Source organism: Leptospira sanjuanensis, from assembly GCF_022267375.1.
Taxonomy (GTDB): Bacteria; Spirochaetota; Leptospiria; order Leptospirales; family Leptospiraceae; genus Leptospira; species Leptospira sanjuanensis.
The window spans coordinates 123,768-142,165 of sequence record NZ_JAIZBH010000001.1 but is presented as its reverse complement, the minus strand read 5'-3'; the positions used below and the strand labels follow the sequence as shown (position 1 = coordinate 142,165).

The following is an 18,398-nucleotide window of genomic DNA, read 5'->3' as shown; positions in this document are numbered from 1 at the left end:
TTATTTTTGTCGTAGAAGAAAGGCAGGGAAGAGCGACATAAAACCATTCAAGTTCCGACAGATCTTTCGTGAAACAAAAGCGGCCCCACCCTAATTGGGTGGAGGGGCGGGCCTCGTGGGAAGTGTTCGAACGAATTTTCCTATATCAGAAAAATCCTTAGAGGTCACCCAGAATCCTTGCTTTCTGTCGGAACTTTCGTAATTCTTTAGCGAGAATCAATAGTCGATCTTCAGATCCTTGATCTTTTTATCCAAAGTGTTTCGGTTGATCCCCAAAAACTTTGCCACTCTGGTTTTTGTATATTTGAACTTCTTCATCGCGTATTTGATCAAACGGGCTTCCACTTCCCCAACCACGACTTCGATCGCTCTTCCGTCCAAAGCGTCCAAATGCGAAGAAGAGAATCGTGAGTTCGCGATTTCGACCGACGTTTCGGAATCGCCCGATTCAGGATCGAATTCCTCGTCACCGTAAAGAAGCCGTCCGTTGATCTCGGAAAAGTCCTGAATGTCTAACATCTCCAATTGAGAAAGAACCACCGCACGCTCGATCACGTTTTCGAGTTCTCGAACGTTACCCGGCCAACTGTAGTTCATCAGAAGTTTATGCGCTTCTCTCGTGATCCCGGTGATCTTTTTACCGTTTTCTTCCGCATATTTCGCGATAAAGTGATTGATCAAAAGGGGAATATCATCGGCTCTTTCACGAAGTGGCGGAGTCACCATGTTGACGACATTGAGTCTGTAAAAAAGATCCGGTCTGAATTTCTTCTCGGTGATCAACTCTTCCAAATTCGCATTCGTAGCTGCGATAATCCGTACGTCGATCTTCTTCGGTTTAACGGAACCCACCGCTTCGATTTCTTTTTCCTGAAGAACTCGCAAAAGCTTGGACTGAAGATTCAGATCCATCTCACCGATCTCATCTAAAAAGATCGTTCCCGTATCCGCCATCTCGAACTTTCCTTTTTTATCGGCAACGGCCCCGGTAAAAGAACCTTTCTTGTGACCGAAAAGTTCGCTTTCCAGTAAGTTCTCCGGAATCGCGGCGCAGTTGATTTTGATAAACGGTTTATCGGCGCGGGAAGAATTGTAATGAATCGCGGACGCAATCATCTCTTTACCGGTTCCGGATTCTCCCGTAATTAAAACCGAAGCGCGAGAATCGGAAACGAGATGAATCATCTCGAAAAGTTTTTCCATCGGTTTGGATTTACCGATCAACGAACCGAACTTGTATTTATTCTTTAATTCTCGTTTGAGAAGAACGTTTTCTCTCGAAATTTCCCTCTTCTCTTCGTCGATCAGCTTTTGAATCCGGATCGCCTGATAGATCACCGAAGCGACTACTTGCAAAAAGTCTAAATAAGTTTTTAAATCTATGTATTTTTTATGGACGAAGTAAACGCTTACGACTCCGAGAACGTCCGTATCCGATTTGATCGGCGCCGCGAGAAAGCTGACGTTCTCCGGATTGTTCTTAAAGTGCGCGGCGTTTCCGACGCGATTCAAAAAGTTTTCGTCGTTCGCGATCGATTCCACGATGATCGGTTCGCCCGTTTCAAAAACCTTGCCGGTAATTCCTTCTCCGGGAAGATAAACGCCCTTCTCCATTTCTTCCGCGGTCAAACCGGAAGCTGCCTCGAGCCTTAAAATCGCTTTTTCTGGTTCGAAAAGAACGATACTTCCCCGTTCCAAGTTCAGGGATTTTTCAAGTCGATCCATGATGTCTTCGAAAATTTCCTGAAGAACCAAAGTGGAAGTCACGGTTCTAGAAATATCGATCAACACCTGTTGAATCTTATTCTTCTGCTCCAGTTGTCTGAAAATCTGCAGGTTCTTGAAGATCTGTGCGGCCTGATTGGCAAGCGTGGAAATGATTTCCAAGTGTTCATCGTTGAAGGCGCCTTTCCGGCTCGAATCCAAGGATATCACTCCGATGACTACGTCTTCCACAATCATAGGAACCGCAAGTTCGGACATGATATCGTCCTTAATCGAAATATAATGCGGGTTCGCGGTTACGTCGCTGACGATCATCCCCTCTCCGGAAGCGGCCACAATTCCGGTAATTCCTTCCCCAACCTTGAGTTTTACTTTTGTACGGATCGATGGATTCATTCCCCGAAAGGTAACGATATCCAAAACGTTTTCTTTCTCGTTGATCAGCATCAGAGAGCCCGAACCAACTTCGCAAATCTGAATACAACGTTCTAGAATCAAATCCAGAAGTTTATCCGGATCTAAAGTTGAATTCATAGCGGTTGCAACTTCTTGTATAGATCTTAATGGACTTGGCTTCACATATCCTGACATGCTTAAAATTTTTGCGATTTGATACTTTTGGGGTCAATCGAATTTTTATTTTTCGCTTATTTTTGGAACGATTTTTTTAAGAGGTGCTGATAATCACTTATGCCTATAAATTCCGTATCTCTGTGGATTTGATTTCATAAGAATCTATGCCTTACTGAATTTGGGCTTTCTGCATGGAAAGAAGTGAATTTTAAAGAAAATCCCAAATAATTTTGTATCAGTATAAACCATATTCTTTATAATTTTACGCGTATGACCTGTGCATTCTGCTCAGAATTTAAAACTCCCGACGGAATGTTTCATGGAGGTCGCTTTTTTTGCAGATCATGCGGTCGAGAATGGATTTTAGAAAAAAGGAAGAATCCAAGGCTGCAACCCCCGACGGATACGAGATTCAGCAACGAGGTTTTACTCGAATTTCTTTCGCTTTTCAATACGAGTCCGAATCTAAATCACCTGTTGGAAAGTTTTACTTCTCTCGCCTTTTACAAACTAGGAATCCCGGGCGTGAGTGTGATGATCTACGAACCGAAGCTGGATCGTATGACCGTAATGTCGGTCAAAAACCAGAAAACTTCCCTCTCCAAAGTCGCTCTTCATTTCGAGATCAAAAAGGGAGAAGACAACGGAGCTTTGACCGAATGTATCGAAAACTGCAGATCGATTTATTACCGATTCGCCGATCAAAAACACAAACACTTCAAACAATACGCGCGACTGAACCGGACCGTCGCTTCTCTTGCGATTCCGATCCATCTCAACGGAGAGGTTTTAGGAATCATCTCCGTCGATTATAAAACGGACGATCCCGAGAAAGCGGAGAATGACCGGTATTTTCTGGAATTGATCGCGGCTCAGTTTGCGGTCACTTTAAAGAACCGAATTTTATTCGAGGTCTCTCAAACTCAATCCCGCAATTTCAGATCGCTCCATTCCGCAGCGTTGCGACTTTCCTCTTTGGGATTCAAATACAAGGTGGAAATTTTTCGCGTCATCCTTTTGTCTTTGACCGAGTTTTCGGAAAACGACCTTTATTCTCTCTTCGAATGGAACAGAGACAATCATACTTTGTTCGGACATTTTCTTACGGGGAATATCACAAGTCCTGAAATTAGAATGGACGTCGATTTAGCGAGACAGTCCACGTTTAAGGTTCGTATCCAAACGACAGCGGAGGAAAGAGAAGCCGCGGAAACGTTCAAAAAAAGAATCACAAGAAAAGAATTGGAACCGATCCCCGGAGAAATGTCCCTTCCTATGGATCGATACGAATTCTTTCTCAAAGAAGTTTTCGAACTCACCGAGTCCAAACTCGCTCTTTCCTCCGATTTTCCGGAGCTCGAAAAATTCGGAATGTTGGGATTGAATCTTGCGATTCTCCCCGTGGTTCATACGGACAAATCGGACATCGTAGTCATTCTCGGAAAAAGAAAAGGGCTTCAATTCAACGCCGAAGAATTAGAAGTTTTGAATGCATTTTCGATTCAAGCCGGAATATCGATCCAGAACTATCACCTCTTCGATCAAAGAGCCCAAAAGGAAAGACTCGATAAGGAAATCGAAATCGCGAAAGAACTCCAGAGATCGCTTCTTCCCCGCAAAATGCCCGAACATCCCGGATACGAATTCGCGGGAACAATGGTTGCCGCGAGAGGAGTCGGAGGGGACTATTACGATTTTATAACGGACCCGTTTAACACCGAAACGGTGATCTGCATCGGCGACGTAAGCGGCAAAGGTGTTCCCGCAGGAATCGTCATGGCGACCGTAAGAACCATCATTCATTCTCTCGTCCGAAAAAAGGTGAGCCCTTGGGATATCGTCAATACGGTAAACACTTACATCTTTCAGAATTACAACGATTCACCTTCGCCGCGATTCATGTCGATGACCGTTATCAAATGGGAAATGAACCGAAACGACTTCGCTTTCAGCGGTGCCGGACAAGGAAATCTTTATCTTTACCGCGCGGCTTCGAAAAAAATCGAAGAGATTGCTACGGGCGGTATCATATTGGGAATCGATCCGGACGTTTCCAAATTCGAAAATCTAAACCAATTTAGAATGCAGCCCGGCGATCTGTTAATCATGTGTACGGACGGAGTTTTAGAAGCTTCCGATCGGGACGGAATACAGTTCGAAGCGGAACGATTTAAGAATTCCATTCTCCGTTTTCAAACCGAACCTCTGCAGGCGATGTTGGATGGAATCGTTTCCGAGATCCGTAAATTTACGGGAAACCAAGAACAGATGGACGATATTACTCTTGCAGCAATCCGGAGGATCCGTTAAACCTGCATTTGCGAATTGCCATGAGAGATAAGATCTCCGAATCCACTCGAAAAATTTTCGAAACCGTATGGGAAAGAATTCTTCCCTTTCAAGAAATGATCCTTTCTCGTCCCGCGATTCTTTCGTATTCCGGCGGAAAAGATTCTTCCCTTTTACTTCATTTTTACTTTTGGCTCTGGGTCGAAAAAAAAATTCCCGCGCCCTGCATTTATCATTTGGACCATTCGATCCGTTTCAATCTGGAACAGGAAAAACAAATTCTTGAATATGCGGAAACCACCTTTCCGTTTCCGAGAATCTTTAAAAAAAAAACGTTCCACTCTTATCGCGTAAGTTAGGAAAGACACTCGAAGAGACCGGGAGGGCTTTTCGTTATAAGGATCTGGAACGAATTTCGGATCGTTACGAAGGTTATATCGTTACCGGTCACCATTCGAACGACTATTTGGAAACGATTCTATTGAATCTGATCCGCGGAGGCGGCTGGAGTTCCTTGCGCACCTTGGGTTGGTACGAGAAGAATCGATTCAGACCTCTCTTTGCGTTTACAAAAGAAGAAATCAAAACCGTGTTACAAACGGAATTTTGGCCGGTGTTCGAAGATGAATCCAATCAAAGCAACGAATACCTTAGAAACAGAATTCGAAACGATATCGTTCCGTTATTGTTAAACGAAGGAGCCGATCCGGATCGGATTTATAAGAACTTTCACCGGATGGAAAGACCTGCAGCGCAACTTTTTTCTAAAGAAGCCGAAACAAGTCCCCAAAAGATTCCTTCTCATTTGAAAATCGATATCTGGGTTTTAAACGATCTTTCACGAAGAGAAAGAAAATTCTTCATCGACCGTTATCTGCGCTCGTTGAATCTGCATCCGATCACTCGAAATTTTTTCGAAGATCTTACTCATTGTCTTCAACGGGAGAATTCTTTCGGAATCGAAAATAAGGAAGCCTGGTTTTGGAAATCGACTTCTTCCGATTTGTATATCATTCCCAAAAATTCGTTAGCGTTAAAAGAATTTCGATTCGAGTCGAAAGAGATGATTCTTCGATGGAACGGAAACCAGAAAAAGATTCCTCCCGGATTGATTCCCGATTTATGCCCTCCCGGAGCCAAAATTCGCAAAAACGGGATGAGTATAGAAATTTCAGAAATTTTTAGACAGAAAGAGATTCCCGTTCCGGTTAGAAAAATGCTACCCATTCTTTACGGGGAAGGGAAAGTTGATGTGATCTGTCTGAGTCTTTGGGATACTAGGATAAGCGATATCGTAGCGGACAGAGAAGTTGAGATTTTACCTGACCTTCTGGAGCCCGGATGATGAGTGAGGATCCTCAAAAAAAGGACGAACCATTCTTCAAAGACGTAGAATTCAGTGCGTCTTACGGAGAAGCGAACAAGATTCCCGCTAAAGGGGTTCCGCAAATCGCATTCGCAGGCCGATCCAACGCGGGCAAATCCTCTTTGCTCAACGCGATTCTTGAAAGAAAATCCCTCGCAAAAGTTTCTTCCACACCCGGTAAAACAAAACTACTGAATTTCTTTTTTGTAAATCATTCCGTTTATCTTGTCGATTTACCCGGGTTCGGTTATTCCGCAAATTCCCACAAAGATCACGAAGCGATGATGGACCTTTTGATGGATTATCTGAACCTCGCAAAAGATCTAAAGTGTTTGTTCTTGGTTTGTGATTCGCAAAGAGAACTTCCCGAAGAGGAATTGGAATTGATCGGAACTTGTTTTGAACGGAACATCAAACCCGTTTTAGTCAGAACGAAGATCGATAAGCTCAACCAAAGCGATCTTTCCAAATTAAGAAAGAAAATGAAAAATATTCACGAATTATATCCGATGCTCGAAACGGTTCTTGTATCGAATAAGTCCGGAAAGGGTTTGCTCGAACTGAGAAAAATCGTGGATTCTTTGATTAGTGCGGTCGGAACTACGTCTGAAACTTATACGGAACGGATCGAGGAAATCTCTTAAATAAAATCAGGCTTTCTCGTCGAAAAGATTTCCGAGTTTATCGGAAGAATTCGCATTCAAAATTCGTAAACTCATCTGAGTTTGTTTATCCGTCAACTCTTGGAACGTTTCCATCGTATCCTCTAAAATCGACTTCAACTTTTCCTGATTGAGTGCCATTTCGAGTTTTCTTTTTCTTTCTTCTAACTCCGTTTTGCGGGTGGAATCGAAGCCCTTTTCTTGTTCGGCGCCTTGATTCTCCGTTTCAAACGTTTTTAGTTCGGATTCGATTTTGCGGATTTCGGAAAGAATCTGTTTTTCCTTATCTTCCAAACGGATCTTGGAAGAATCGGCTTTTTCTTCTTTTTGACGCGTTTCTTTTTCTCGGGAAGTTTCGGCGGATTCCGCAGATTTTTGATTATCCTGAATGATTTCGTTTTTGCGGGAAGATTCTTCGGACTTCTTTGCAGTGACCGCCTGAGTTTCACCGGAAACCGCGACGAGTTTTCCGTTTCGAAATTCGTAATGGATCTTCATATCCAGCGAACGAATTTCAGCCCGGTCTCTCATCGCTTCGGAGCGAAATTCGGCTACGTGCCCGAGTTCGTGCGAGATCACGTGAAGGACGGAAGTGGATGCGGGAGAACTCTCAAGTTGTCCGTGACCGATATAATGCAAAGATTCATCTCGTGGAATTCCGAGCTGCATTCTATGTTCTCCGCCGATTCTCATTCTAATACTAGTGTCGGCTTGTACATACCTAAGTTAAGGGTAGTATATAAAATATTTCTAAAATCGTTTCGATTCTTCGGAAAAAAAGATAAAGAAATCGTAATACACCCGTTTAATCAGTGGAAGCGATCTTATTCAGGATTTCAACGATGGCGGCGTCCGAAAGATCGTGAAATACGAGTCCGTATTTATACTTCTCTTGAACTAAATCCCTTCTGATGATATCCGCTTCGATTTCGACGGAAAGTATTGGAGACATAAACTTGACGCGTTCACCGAGAAGAATTTCTTCTCTAGAACTGATCGAAGCTCCGATCATGCTGATGTCTTCGAGATTTCCCAATATCTCATTCTTACCAAGAACCATCTTCACTAGGTTGTTCTTCTGAAAACGTTTATAAAAACGTTTATCATCCAACGCATCGCTAGCATTCTTTTTTTGTTGTCCCATCTCTGTGTGCATAGCCGATCCAGCATAACTCAAATAAAATGAAAGAAAAGAAAATTTTTACGAAAGTGCCGAATAACACAGTCTGATTTTCTTTAGAAGAATTCTTAAAAACGAAACGATCTAAATAAACCGGAAAGTCTTTAGAGAGAAAACGAATCGTTTTCTCGTCCCAACAAAACTTGCATCTTTGCGGAAGCGCCCGATTCCTGATGAAAGATTCTAAGAATGTCTTCGTCTTTGTGATCGGGTTCATGATGTGTAAGCACCAAACGTTCCACTTCCAATATTTCCCCGCAGCGAACGGCGACTTTTCCGGAAGTATGACCCCAACCCACTTTTTTTTCAGCTTCTTCAGAGCTGTATTGAGCGTCTATAATTAACATGTCCGTTTTGCCGAAGGACTTTTTGAGATCTTGGAATTCTTCCAAGTCTGGCTCCTGAACTTCCACGTCGGTACAGAATAGAAAGCTCTTACCTTCCTCTTCGAATCGAAATCCGGTACAGTTCCCCGGATGTCTCAAAAGAAACGGAGTGATTTGCACCGTGCCGATCCGAGCGCTTTGATTCTTTTCAAGAAGATGGAACGTTTTTTTAGACATCATCCCTGATAGTGGAAGAGGAAAATTTTCCTCATTCTGTTGTCTTTCGAATCGTTCCTGAAGATTGGGGATGGTAGAATAGAAGTGGATGTCGACGCCGGGAAAATATGCCGGTTTAAAGAACATCCAACCTTGGATGTGGTCCCAGTGTGTGTGAGTAATTAAGATATGAATCTTATCGCCGGGCTTCAATCCTTCCGCGAGGAGATCGTTGCCCAATTGTCGAATTCCGGAACCGCAATCGATGATGTAACGATCACCGGATCTAGCTTGTATATAAACGCACGTGGTGTTTCCCCCCACCGTGCGCGATAAAGACGGATCGAGTGAACTTAGGAATTCTTCCTCTGAAAACTTTCCGTTTTGCTGTTTGATTGCAGTATGGGCCGCTTTCAGAATTTTGAGGATTTTTTCCCTGTATTCCGATTCGCTCAGTGGGGTGGGGAGTGAGCCCCGTACGCCGTATAGTTTTACTTTCACTGTATTATATTAGACAAACAAAATGTGTAAAATTCTCTGACGATAAACCATGATCCAGGATCTCGAACAAAAGCTTTGGTCAATCGCAGGCGGTATTCCTTTCGCTTCGGAATATTTTTTGCAAGCCAGCCCTGTAAGGAAACTGAAAAAAGAAAATTTATTCTCAAAAGAGTTCGAGACATATTTTTTAGAGCTGGGTTCGGGTTGGGGAGAAGTCGCAATCTCCCTGGCACGTCAAAGACCGGACACCGGTTTCGTTTTGATGGAGAAGAAATTCGATCGAATCCGTCATACGATACGCGGAATCGAAAAGCATTCCCTCAAAAACGTGAAAATTCTTTGCGTTAACTTCAATTGGTTTCTGGAAGATGTGTTTGAGGAAAACACGTTTTCCGAAATTCTTCTGAACTTTCCCGATCCTTGGCCTAAACGAAGACATCATAAGAAAAGAACGATGAACGCCAAATTCTTGGAATCGCTTCGAGTCCTTCTTCCGGAAAGAGGCAAGTTTTCCTTTGCCACCGACTACGGTCCGTATGCGAGAAAGGCCATCCGTCTTTTCCGCGACTCGGAAGTTTTCCGGCCGGAAACCGCCGAACTGAGATTGGAACGGAGTGAAATCCCCGTTTCCCACTTTGAAAGAAAAAAAAGGGAAGAAGGAAAAAGAATCTATTACATCGATCAGATCCTCCTCAAAAAATAATTTCCAAAAACCGAAGGAAGCGGAATCGAAAAAAGTAAATTCCTAAAAACCGCGGAACGGTAAACGCATCCTCTCGCAAAAGAAAACGCCGAACTTTCAGAGGAAAATCCGGCGCTCGGTTGAATCGGAATTCTTCGTTGAACGTTTTAACGATACACCAAAGAATAAACCTTACCTTCCTCGTCTTTGAGAGGATAAGTCCAAATCGGTTTGCCGTCGATTCCGTAACGAATCGCTTTGCCCGATTTGAAAAGAACGATCCCGTCGTCCTTTTTACCGGGAAGAATCCCTTCGATGTCCGCTGCTTCCACCGTAAACGAGGTCGCTTTGAGCGAACCGGATTCGATCCGATAAACCTGCTTGCCTGCGTGGAACCAAAGATACGGGGAACGAACGACGAACTGTGAGGCGCTTTCGCTCGGTAGATCGATCGAAGAAACCTTGTCGTTATCGATGGAAACGATCTTTTTACCGGAAAGAAAGAAAAGTCCCGTTTCATACGAACCGAGATAACGAAGTTCTCCGCTTCCTTTTTGGGAAATCTTTTTTGCGTTCAAGTCCTTTAAGGAAGAGTCATATACTTGCGCTTGAATTCCGTCTTTTTGAGTTACAGAGAACAATGCTCCTGATTTGATAGCTGACCAGAACGTTCCTTCGAAGGCGATAGAACCGTTCAACTCAAGCTGATCCGAGTAACTATAAATCTTGGAAGTTTTTCCGGTAACGACTTCGACTAAAATATTTTCACCGGAAAGATTCGCTTTTTTGATTTCGCCGTTCGGGAGTTTCGCGTCTCTCAAAACGATTCCGGTCTTTAAATCCATTACTTCGATTTTCTTTTCTGAAATTCCGATCAAACGTTTGTCAACGAGTAGGAATTTATAAGGAACGGAAGTTTGAATTCTCCATTGGCGAACGCCTCGGTCCTTATCCAAAGATTCCACGCTCGTGCCGTAATTTAAGATTACGGAATTGTTGATTAACAACGGAACTCCGATCAGTTTTCCTCTGCTTTGATAGGATTGAAGAATTACCGGCGTATCCTCGTCGGCGATCACCAATCGTTCGGCTTGAGCCGCGTGCGGAGACGCAGGGAATTTTTCCGCGAGTTCTCTTCCCAAATCCAAAACTTCTTTTTTAAACGTAGGATTCGTCATTTTTGTTTTTTGTTCGGAAAGGATTCGAATCAAAGCGAAAAGATTTCTTTCGTTTCTTTCCAGATCGAGAGCCTTGCGGATTTCTTTTTCCGCCTGTTCCAGATCACCGCGTTTGTAATAGATATAAGAAATCTGATAATGAGCGTCAGAGAATTCCGGATTTTTCTGGATAATCTCTTTGAAGATCGTGATCGCCTCGTTATAGAGATTGTCGTTGAACAAAATGATCCCGATGTTGTACGGAGCGAGCTCGTTTTCGGAATCCTGCTGCATCGCGGTTTCAAATTCTTCCTTAGCGAGTTTTTTATTTCCGGAATGATACGTGGAAATTCCCTTTCCGATTCTCGCCGCAACGAAGTCGGTGTTTAACAGAAGCGATCGATCAAACGAATCGATCGAAGCCTCGTATTTCTTTCTTTGAAGATGAATGATTCCCATCTGATAATGGCTGTAATAGGAATCCGGTTTTTTGGAGAGAATCTCCTTGAATCCTTCTTCCGCTTTGTCGATCTCCCCTTTTCGGAGCAAGAACGCGTTGATCGCTTCTCTTGCCTGAAGATTACGGGTTCCCTGAGGCGGATTTTCCAACATGGAAATCCCTTTTTCCTCGTTTCCAAGCGCCAAGTAACATTCAGCAATCTTAATATATAAGGTCAGTTTTCCGGTTTTTTGGAAGGCTTCCTGATAAAGCGGGATCGCTTTTTCGTATTGATGCGAATCGAAGGCTCGGTTCGCCTTTTGAATGGTCGGAATTACGGTCGCGAATTTTTGGTTTTCCTGAATCGTCTTTCTTGTTTCCGCGATCTCGGGAATATCTTTGGACAACTTCTCCGCTTTTCCGATCCAATTCAACGCCGCGTCGTGATTGCCCTTTTCGTTTTCTTCGAGAGAAATCTTATAATACAACATCGCAAGACGGAAGTTGACCGCTTCGTTGCTCGGAAATTTTTTCTGAAGATTCTTATAAACCGTTTCGGCCTTTTCGTATTCCTTTTTATCCTCGTATGTTCTTCCTAAAACGATCGCCGCAGACGGATCGTTACCGGTGAGATTTTCGAGTTCTTTCGCGTATTGATTGGCGAGCGTTTGATTCTTTTGGGAAGAATAAAGACGAATCAATCCTTGAAGAGCCGGAATGTTCTGTTTATCGATGGAAAGGGCTTTTTTGAAATTCTCTTCCGAAGACTTAGGTTCGCCGGATACGAAATACAATCTTCCGAACGCATTGTAAACGGAAGGTTCTTCCGCGGAAGCCTTCTTCGCTTTTTCGTAAAAGGATTTTGCTCCTTTGAAATCGCCTTTTCGGAGATGTCGATCGCCTTCAAAGATTTGTTCGGAAACGTCGATGAACGCAAGGATTTGCTTTTTATCGGCTTCGGATTTTAACGACTCGACCTCTCTTCTCGCCGCTTTATAGCGATTTTCCGCGATTAAGAGAAAGACCAAGTTTGCCACCGGTTCCGCGAACGCGGGATCGAGTTCCTGCGCTCTTGTAAAATATACCAGGGCCTTTGCGGGTTCGCCAAGAGCCTTCATATTCAAACCCATTTGGTTTTGATAAACCGCGTTGTTCGGAAATACGGAGATCGCCTTTTCCAAAACGGAAACGGATTTTCGATAGTTGCCGGTTTTGTAATGTACGGCGGCGATTCCGGAAATCGCTTCCTGATAATCCGGTTTAAGTGCGAGGGAAGTTTCAAAAGACTTCAGCGCGGCTTCGTATTCGCCGGCAAGAATTCTCGCGTTTCCGAGAAAGATATAGGGCGCTGGATTTTTCGGATCGTTTTGAACCGCAGTTTGAAAATGAGAAGCTGCTTCCTTATAATTCTTTCTTCTCATCGCTTGATTTCCGTTTTCCAAAGCCGAAGCGACTCGGGTTACGGAAGCGGATTTTTTCGCGGACAACAACTCAGGATCGTTCTTTCTTGCTTCTTCGAAATAAACTTCGGCTTCTTCGTATTTTTTTAGCTGAACCGCCGCGTCGCCGAGCTGCATATTCAACTGAGCGGGAAACGCGAATTCCTTCACCGGAATCTTTTTTAAAGTCGCGTATGATTGTTCGAACTTACCTTGATTCTTTAAAAGAACCGCCTTCTTAAAGGAATAATTGTATTTCTCTTTAACGGGAAGGGATTCCAATTTTCCGTAAACTTCGATCGCGTCCTCGTTTTTTCCTTCAGCCGTATAAATAATTCCCAACGTAAGAAGAATCTGTTCGTTTTCGGGATCGACTTCGGTTCCTTTTCTGAGAGAAACAAGCGCATCCTGATTTTTACCGAGTTTGTATTCGGAAATTCCCGCGAGATAATAACCGGGCGCGGTAGGATACGTGTTTATGGCGAGGTTCGCTTTTTCAAGAGATCGATCGAAATTTCCTTTTTGGAAAAAGGAATTTCCTTCATTCAAAATCTTTGATACACGTTTGAGCTTTTCGCGGGCGGCGGAATCCTTTTCCATAATGGAATCCTGCGTTTGGGACTTTCGGAAATCCTTGCTCAAACAGTTGATGGTGAATTGTCCGCCGATCAGGACGATAACAGAAATTAATACGACATTCTTTTTCATGGAAATCAGACCTTTCATTTGTATCCCTTGTATTCGATCTTGAGGTTTCTAAGCGGAGAACGTTTCGAAAACTTTTCTCCTCGGGTAAGAACCGAAATTCTCCAGACGCCGCCGTTCGGTTCGAACTTATCTTCCAGAACTTTGGAATAACCCAAATACAGCCGGATGATTCCCTCTTTCGTATCCGTTACGATGCGGAAAGGGCGTCCGTCTTCTTTCGTTTCTTGTTTAAATTTATAGGTTCCGACGTTGTTTCCGGTGGATGGAAAGGAGTAAACGCTCAATCGTTCCTTTTCGTATTCCAAGCTGATCGTTTTTTTCGGTGTGTGAAACGAAATCGCAACGATTCCGGAATCTAGTTCGGAGCTGATGGGAAGGATTCCTTCCAACTCGAGATTTTCCGGAACAAACGGAGCGGAAAAAACCCCGTACCAACCCGGAGGCAAGGAGGAAGAAACATTCTGAAAATCTAATGTTTTTCCGGAAAAAGCCTGAAATCCTTTTTCGCCGGAAAGTTTCCAGAATTCGGGCTCGGAAACGAGATTGTCCGTTTTATACGGTAACGCGATTTCGGTGATCTTATCGGCTTCGACAATCAATTGTCCTTCGTAATAAACGAGAGGACCGTTTTCCGTATCGCGAACCAATTCAAGCTGCATCGCCCCCGGAGCAAGATTACTTCTGTAAAACGGAGTTTCCCCGGTTCGAAAGCCGTCTAACGCAACTTGGAGCGCCTCCGGAAAACTCAAAATTCTCAAACCGCCGAGAGTTCTATCCTCTTTCCACTCTTGATAAATGGAAACGGTTTGTCCCGAACGAATCTGCAAGGATTTGACTATATCTTTTTGTCCGGGACGGGTGATTTGAATCTGTTGCAAACCTTCCGGCAAAGGATAATTGCGAAAAGAAGCGATTCCGATCTTCTCACCCTGAAACGTAACTTCCGTATCCGCGGAAGAAGCACTGAAAGAAAGATAACCTTGAATCGATTTCTTAAGGATAGAATCGATCTCGCCGGAACTCAGAGATTTTTCCCAAATCGGGACCAAAGAAGACTTCGGATCCAGCGCGAGAACTCCCGAACCGTGTTTCAGATAATAAACTTGATTGGCCTGCAGATCATCCTGCATCTGAGGAGGTTGAAAGGAAGCGTCTACGGTTCCATATACGATTTCCTTAACCGGGTCGGTGATTTTTTGGGTTACTGCCCACTTTCCCGAGACTTCGCGGATATCGGTTTTGATCACCGCATCGACGTTCAAACGTTTCAGTTCTTGAGAAAGCAGGGAAGAATTCTTCCAGGACGTATCCGTTATGCGCGCTTGCCTGCCTTTTACTTTAGCCCAGATCAGGCGGACCTCGTCGCTCAAAAACGAAGCAAGTTTCGGATCCATCTCCTTAGGGACGTTAATGGGAGCTAACGCGAAAATGGGAACGGTGTTCCCCGTTTTACGGATCTTATAGTCCGCATCGGAGCTTCCTCCCAATATCGCCTCCTCCTCTTTGAGAGCCTTGAATACGGGCTCCTGCAAAACGGAATTGAAATTTTCGATTTTTTGAACGGAAGAACAATCTATAAGAATTAATAAAAATAGAATATAGAATACGAAGAGTCGTTTTGGGTTAAAAATAAATTTCATCGGAGTCAATAATTTTCTACCTAGTTGAATGAGAAATCCATTATAAAAACTTTCGGGGGATCGATCATCCGTAATTTTCGATGATCCGACTAAAAATAAAAAAACCGGGGAAATTTCCCCGGTTTATGCGGTGTTCAGGGTTGGCTGAAACTTAGAAAGTTTCTTTCGGATTTAATTTCAGCTTTTCCTTTTGTACGTCTTGTTGAACGTATTTGGTTTCATTGACTGCCTTAGCTGTCTTTGTCACTTCATCGGCGTTGTTGCGATTCGCTTCACGCTTTTGAAGTTCGGCTTTCGCCTCCTCGACGGAACCGGATTGACTCAATATTTTGAGTTCTTCGCTGGAAGATTTCAGTTCTTCCACGAGTTTTCCGTATTCGAAGGTTTCGTTTTTATGAAGAACGATCAATTCCTTCATTTCGGTCAAAGAATCTTTTTGAAGAGAACGAATCAACTTGTCCGTAAGTTTTTGATTCTTCTCGATTCTAAGTTCGCGATTCTTGCTAAGAATGACTTCGGACGATTCTCCTTTTTTAGAAACCGCGATTGTTCCTTCGATCACGGCAAAACGAACGGTACAATTTTCTTTCGCACAGTTGATTTTGGATCCTTCAGGACTTTCTACGGAAGTTAAGAAAGAAGTTCCTCTAACACCTGCAAGTGCGGTCGGAGTAGAAACGGTAAACTCGGTGCTTTTCTGACCTTTTTTAACCATGGTCACGATTTTTCCGTAGTTCACTTGAACGTTTGTATCCGATCCGTTCGGATTCATCAGAGTGGAAATTTCGATGTCGGAATTTTTGGACATCTTAATAATACCGCTGTCCGCAACCATGATCTCCGCTCCGCCGTTAGATCCGGTTACAACGCGATCGGTGGAAGCGAGTGCGGTTCCGAGTTCCGCTTTTTTCTCACCGGCATCGGAAAGAATTTTCACGTCGCCAAGAACCCAGACGATTCTCGCCGCTGCGGTATCGGATTCCGTTTTTACTTGGTCCGTACCGGACGATTTATTAGTGCTACAAGCGATGGATAACGTAAAAAATACGCACGTCACCGCAATCCATAGAGAACGATTCATATTAACCCCCGAACTTTAAAAAGATTGCATTCTAGACAACAGGCTTACAAGAAAAAAATTGCAAGAATTCAGAATTAGTTATACCACAGATAAAACTAATTTCCATAAAAAATGCCCTGAATCGAAGGATAATTCAGGTTTTCTTCGGATTTTCCGGTTCAACGTGAATCGAATCCAATTCCTCTTCCAACTTACATTTCGGATAATTATCGATCGGAAGACTCGTTCCCACCCAACCGAACGCTTCTTGCGCCGTAATTACGTGAATGTCCCAACCCATAACGATGTTCGGGCAACCCCAAACCTTATTTTTGCAGAGAACCTGACTGGATTTCGGCTTCGGATACGCCCATGCGGACGGAGGATACACACATTTCATCTCCACTTCCGCGATCTTCCTCATTCGTTTTACGTTGACTTCGAATTCTTTAAAAATCGAAACGAGAGGATTGGCCAGAAGTTCGTCGAAGTATTTTTTGGAAGTGTTATAGGCGATGTAATACACTAACTCTTCCATCACATAATCCTTGTCAGCCGCATTGTGGCTCACGTTTGCGATATAACGAGCCAGTTTCAAAGCGTCGGTCAAGAGGGCTTGGAAAAAGTCGTAGGATTTTTCGGGAATTGCGTCTTCTCGGGATTTATCGTTTTCTTTCGAATCGCTCTCCCCATCGTTCGAAATAATATCGTCAAAAAAAGCTTCGTCCGGATTTTCCTGACCCGACTTATCGATCGAAATCGGTTTATCAGGGTTATCCATCATTCCGAGCGGCATGTGATTGGAAATCGCGCTATAACTGAATTCCACAAGATCCAATTTTTGTAATATATCGGAACACTTATGGGCAACGCGAACTTTTTCGCTGTCTTCGGCCGGAAGTTTCGTGAATCGGTCCGCGTTGATCCGCGGAATATCCATCAGAATTCCGGCGGTAAACGCATATCTCCGAAGAAGACGAAATTTCATCGTATCCGGGATCATGACGATTCCGAGGGTCAAAAGCCCCAACTCGCTGATATACCGAAAAAAGTTTATGTTTTGATTATATACTTTTAAAAGAGCAAGAACGATCTTTTTGGAAAGAAGTGAATTTCGGATGATTCCTTTGTAATTGTAGGTCGTATTTTCATACATGAATTTCAGGAATTTCATTTCCGAAGTCTTGAGCTGATTTACGATCTTGATCGCGAGAATATTCTGGATTTGTTCTACGAGTTCTTTGTTTAACTTTACTTCGAATTTCGGAGTATATTGTCCTTTGATGTCCTTCAAACGGGCGAGCGCTGATTCTTTTACCTGCACTTCTTCCTTTACGAGAACGTTTCCCGAATTGTCCTCAATCGGGGAAAGAAAACGAATCATCGATCCCGTTTCGAATTCTTTCGTAAAATCGATCAGGTCTTCAATGGAATCAAATTCCAGATAAGAATGGGTCACTTTCATTTTGAAATTCTATCTCTCCGTGTGACTCTATGCGGGTTATCAAGGCTTGCGATCATCGATTCCAGACTTTTCTTTCTTTCCGAAGTTATAATTTCAGTGTCAAGAGCGGATAACATCGCACAATGAGAAGATAATTTACAACAATTTGATTCTTCACAATGCTTTTTTTGACTCGCGAGCTCGGGAAAACTCTCCAAGATTTCCTCTTTTTTTAGATGGAGAATCCCCCATTCCTTGATTCCGGGAGAATCGATCAAAGTCGTTCCGTCCTCCATGACAAGCAAAAGAGAATTCGTAGTCGTATGCTTTCCTTTATCCTTGGATACGCTGATCCCCGAAGTCTTTTGAACCTGCTTTTCGGTCAGCACATTGATTAAAGTAGACTTCCCAACTCCCGAATTTCCGACGAGAAACGTCGTTTTTCCTCGAAGATATTCCCGTAATTCGGGGATTCCTTCGCCGGTTGAACAGGAAATTCCCAAGGTTTGATAACCGAGATCTCGATATAATTTCAGCCGTGTTTCCGCCTCTTCTTTTGAGGCCAAATCCAACTTTGTAAAAACGATTAAGGGAAGCGTTTTAGAAGTAAAGACCGCCGCCAAACAACGATCGATAAAACCGTCCTTGGTTTCGGGAGATTTAAGAGAAACCAAAACCGCGGTCTGATCCGCATTCGCGCATAACACCTGCGTGTCGCCTTCGCGGCTCTTTCTCGTCAGGAAAGAATTTCTTTCCAATCGTTCGGAGATCACCCAATCCTGGCCGGCTGAATGTTCCGCGAGAATTTTATCTCCGACAACGAACGGATGCCTTTCCTCCGCGGAGATGGTCCTAAGTTTACCGCGTAAAAACGCTCTTACCGTTCCGCGCTCCGGAGAATAAATTTCGTAGTAAGCTCCGTAAACGCGGGAAATGGTAAAAAATTCTTTGACTGATTTATCCGACTCTAACATGATTCAACCGCGTTTTC

The 18,398-nt window shown here is 43.5% G+C and carries 12 protein-coding genes and 1 pseudogene; 4 read left to right on the top strand and 9 right to left on the bottom strand.

What is annotated here, in order from left to right:
• Nucleotides 1-216: 216 nt before the first annotated feature.
• The gene (locus LFX17_RS00660) at nt 217-2,259 is read right to left on the bottom strand and encodes a sigma-54-dependent Fis family transcriptional regulator (protein ID WP_238728386.1); all 2,043 of its coding nucleotides are present in this window, start codon (nt 2,257-2,259) and stop codon (nt 217-219) included.
• A gap of 516 nt (nt 2,260-2,775) precedes the next feature.
• Between LFX17_RS00660 and LFX17_RS00655 the strand changes: the two genes are divergently transcribed.
• From LFX17_RS00655 to yihA, 3 genes and pseudogenes are all read left to right on the top strand, one after another.
• Entirely contained in the window at nt 2,776-4,608 is a 1,833-nt protein-coding gene (locus LFX17_RS00655) for a GAF domain-containing SpoIIE family protein phosphatase (RefSeq protein WP_406600650.1), read from the top strand.
• Between the two features lie 20 nt (nt 4,609-4,628).
• A pseudogene (tilS, locus tag LFX17_RS00650) lies at nt 4,629-5,932 on the top strand (tRNA lysidine(34) synthetase TilS).
• Nucleotides 5,932-6,597 carry a ribosome biogenesis GTP-binding protein YihA/YsxC gene (gene yihA / locus LFX17_RS00645; RefSeq protein WP_238731459.1) on the top strand — a complete coding sequence of 222 codons (666 nt, stop codon included), beginning with the start codon at nt 5,932-5,934 and terminating at the stop codon, nt 6,595-6,597. Before tilS ends, yihA begins: the two are co-directional and overlap by 1 nt.
• Before the next feature lie 6 nt (nt 6,598-6,603).
• Here the strand turns inward: yihA and LFX17_RS00640 are convergent, their stop codons facing one another.
• The 3 genes from LFX17_RS00640 to LFX17_RS00630 all read right to left on the bottom strand — a co-directional run bounded on the left by LFX17_RS00640 (nt 6,604) and on the right by LFX17_RS00630 (nt 8,838).
• Nucleotides 6,604-7,308 carry a hypothetical protein gene (locus tag LFX17_RS00640; RefSeq protein WP_238744608.1) on the bottom strand — a complete coding sequence of 235 codons (705 nt, stop codon included), beginning with the start codon at nt 7,306-7,308 and terminating at the stop codon, nt 6,604-6,606.
• 112 nt (nt 7,309-7,420) lie between these two features.
• Nucleotides 7,421-7,771, bottom strand: coding sequence for a PilZ domain-containing protein (locus LFX17_RS00635; RefSeq protein WP_238728383.1), 351 nt, complete (start codon nt 7,769-7,771; stop codon nt 7,421-7,423).
• A gap of 128 nt (nt 7,772-7,899) precedes the next feature.
• Nucleotides 7,900-8,838 (bottom strand): MBL fold metallo-hydrolase, encoded by a 939-nt coding sequence (locus LFX17_RS00630; protein ID WP_238728382.1) that lies wholly within the window; start codon nt 8,836-8,838, stop codon nt 7,900-7,902.
• A gap of 49 nt (nt 8,839-8,887) precedes the next feature.
• Here LFX17_RS00630 and trmB point away from each other — a divergent pair, with 49 nt between their 5' ends.
• A complete protein-coding gene (trmB, locus tag LFX17_RS00625; RefSeq protein ID WP_238744607.1) occupies nt 8,888-9,541 on the top strand; it encodes a tRNA (guanine(46)-N(7))-methyltransferase TrmB in 654 nt (217 codons plus the stop codon).
• A gap of 146 nt (nt 9,542-9,687) precedes the next feature.
• Here trmB and LFX17_RS00620 read toward each other — a convergent pair whose 3' ends face one another.
• The 5 genes from LFX17_RS00620 to rsgA all read right to left on the bottom strand — a co-directional run bounded on the left by LFX17_RS00620 (nt 9,688) and on the right by rsgA (nt 18,381).
• Nucleotides 9,688-13,281, bottom strand: a complete 3,594-nt coding sequence (locus LFX17_RS00620) for a tetratricopeptide repeat protein (RefSeq protein ID WP_238744606.1) — start codon at nt 13,279-13,281, stop codon at nt 9,688-9,690.
• The gene (locus tag LFX17_RS00615) at nt 13,278-14,903 is read right to left on the bottom strand and encodes an LIC10124 family lipoprotein (protein ID WP_238744605.1); all 1,626 of its coding nucleotides are present in this window, start codon (nt 14,901-14,903) and stop codon (nt 13,278-13,280) included. Before LFX17_RS00615 ends, LFX17_RS00620 begins: the two co-directional genes overlap by 4 nt.
• Before the next feature lie 151 nt (nt 14,904-15,054).
• Nucleotides 15,055-15,984, bottom strand: coding sequence for a FecR family protein (locus LFX17_RS00610; protein WP_118964693.1), 930 nt, complete (start codon nt 15,982-15,984; stop codon nt 15,055-15,057).
• A gap of 133 nt (nt 15,985-16,117) precedes the next feature.
• The gene (locus tag LFX17_RS00605; RefSeq protein ID WP_238728377.1) at nt 16,118-17,428 is read right to left on the bottom strand and encodes a hypothetical protein; all 1,311 of its coding nucleotides are present in this window, start codon (nt 17,426-17,428) and stop codon (nt 16,118-16,120) included.
• Nucleotides 17,425-18,381 carry a ribosome small subunit-dependent GTPase A gene (gene rsgA / locus LFX17_RS00600; RefSeq protein ID WP_238728376.1) on the bottom strand — a complete coding sequence of 319 codons (957 nt, stop codon included), beginning with the start codon at nt 18,379-18,381 and terminating at the stop codon, nt 17,425-17,427. The genes LFX17_RS00605 and rsgA overlap by 4 nt, the downstream gene beginning before the upstream one ends.
• Nucleotides 18,382-18,398: the final 17 nt, after the last annotated feature.

Bases quoted from the DNA above. Each gene is read 5' to 3' on its own strand.
- LFX17_RS00660 (WP_238728386.1), bottom strand. From the start codon at position 2,259: ATGAATTCAACTTTAGATCCGGATAAACTTCTGGATTTGATTCTAGAA.
- yihA (WP_238731459.1), top strand. From the start codon at position 5,932: ATGAGTGAGGATCCTCAAAAAAAGGACGAACCATTCTTCAAAGACGTA.
- LFX17_RS00640 (WP_238744608.1), bottom strand. From the start codon at position 7,308: ATGAGAATCGGCGGAGAACATAGAATGCAGCTCGGAATTCCACGAGAT.
- LFX17_RS00635 (WP_238728383.1), bottom strand. From the start codon at position 7,771: ATGCACACAGAGATGGGACAACAAAAAAAGAATGCTAGCGATGCGTTG.
- trmB (WP_238744607.1), top strand. From the start codon at position 8,888: ATGATCCAGGATCTCGAACAAAAGCTTTGGTCAATCGCAGGCGGTATT.
- LFX17_RS00620 (WP_238744606.1), bottom strand. From the start codon at position 13,281: ATGAAAGGTCTGATTTCCATGAAAAAGAATGTCGTATTAATTTCTGTT.
- LFX17_RS00615 (WP_238744605.1), bottom strand. From the start codon at position 14,903: ATGAAATTTATTTTTAACCCAAAACGACTCTTCGTATTCTATATTCTA.
- LFX17_RS00610 (WP_118964693.1), bottom strand. From the start codon at position 15,984: ATGAATCGTTCTCTATGGATTGCGGTGACGTGCGTATTTTTTACGTTA.
- LFX17_RS00605 (WP_238728377.1), bottom strand. From the start codon at position 17,428: ATGAAAGTGACCCATTCTTATCTGGAATTTGATTCCATTGAAGACCTG.
- rsgA (WP_238728376.1), bottom strand. From the start codon at position 18,381: ATGTTAGAGTCGGATAAATCAGTCAAAGAATTTTTTACCATTTCCCGC.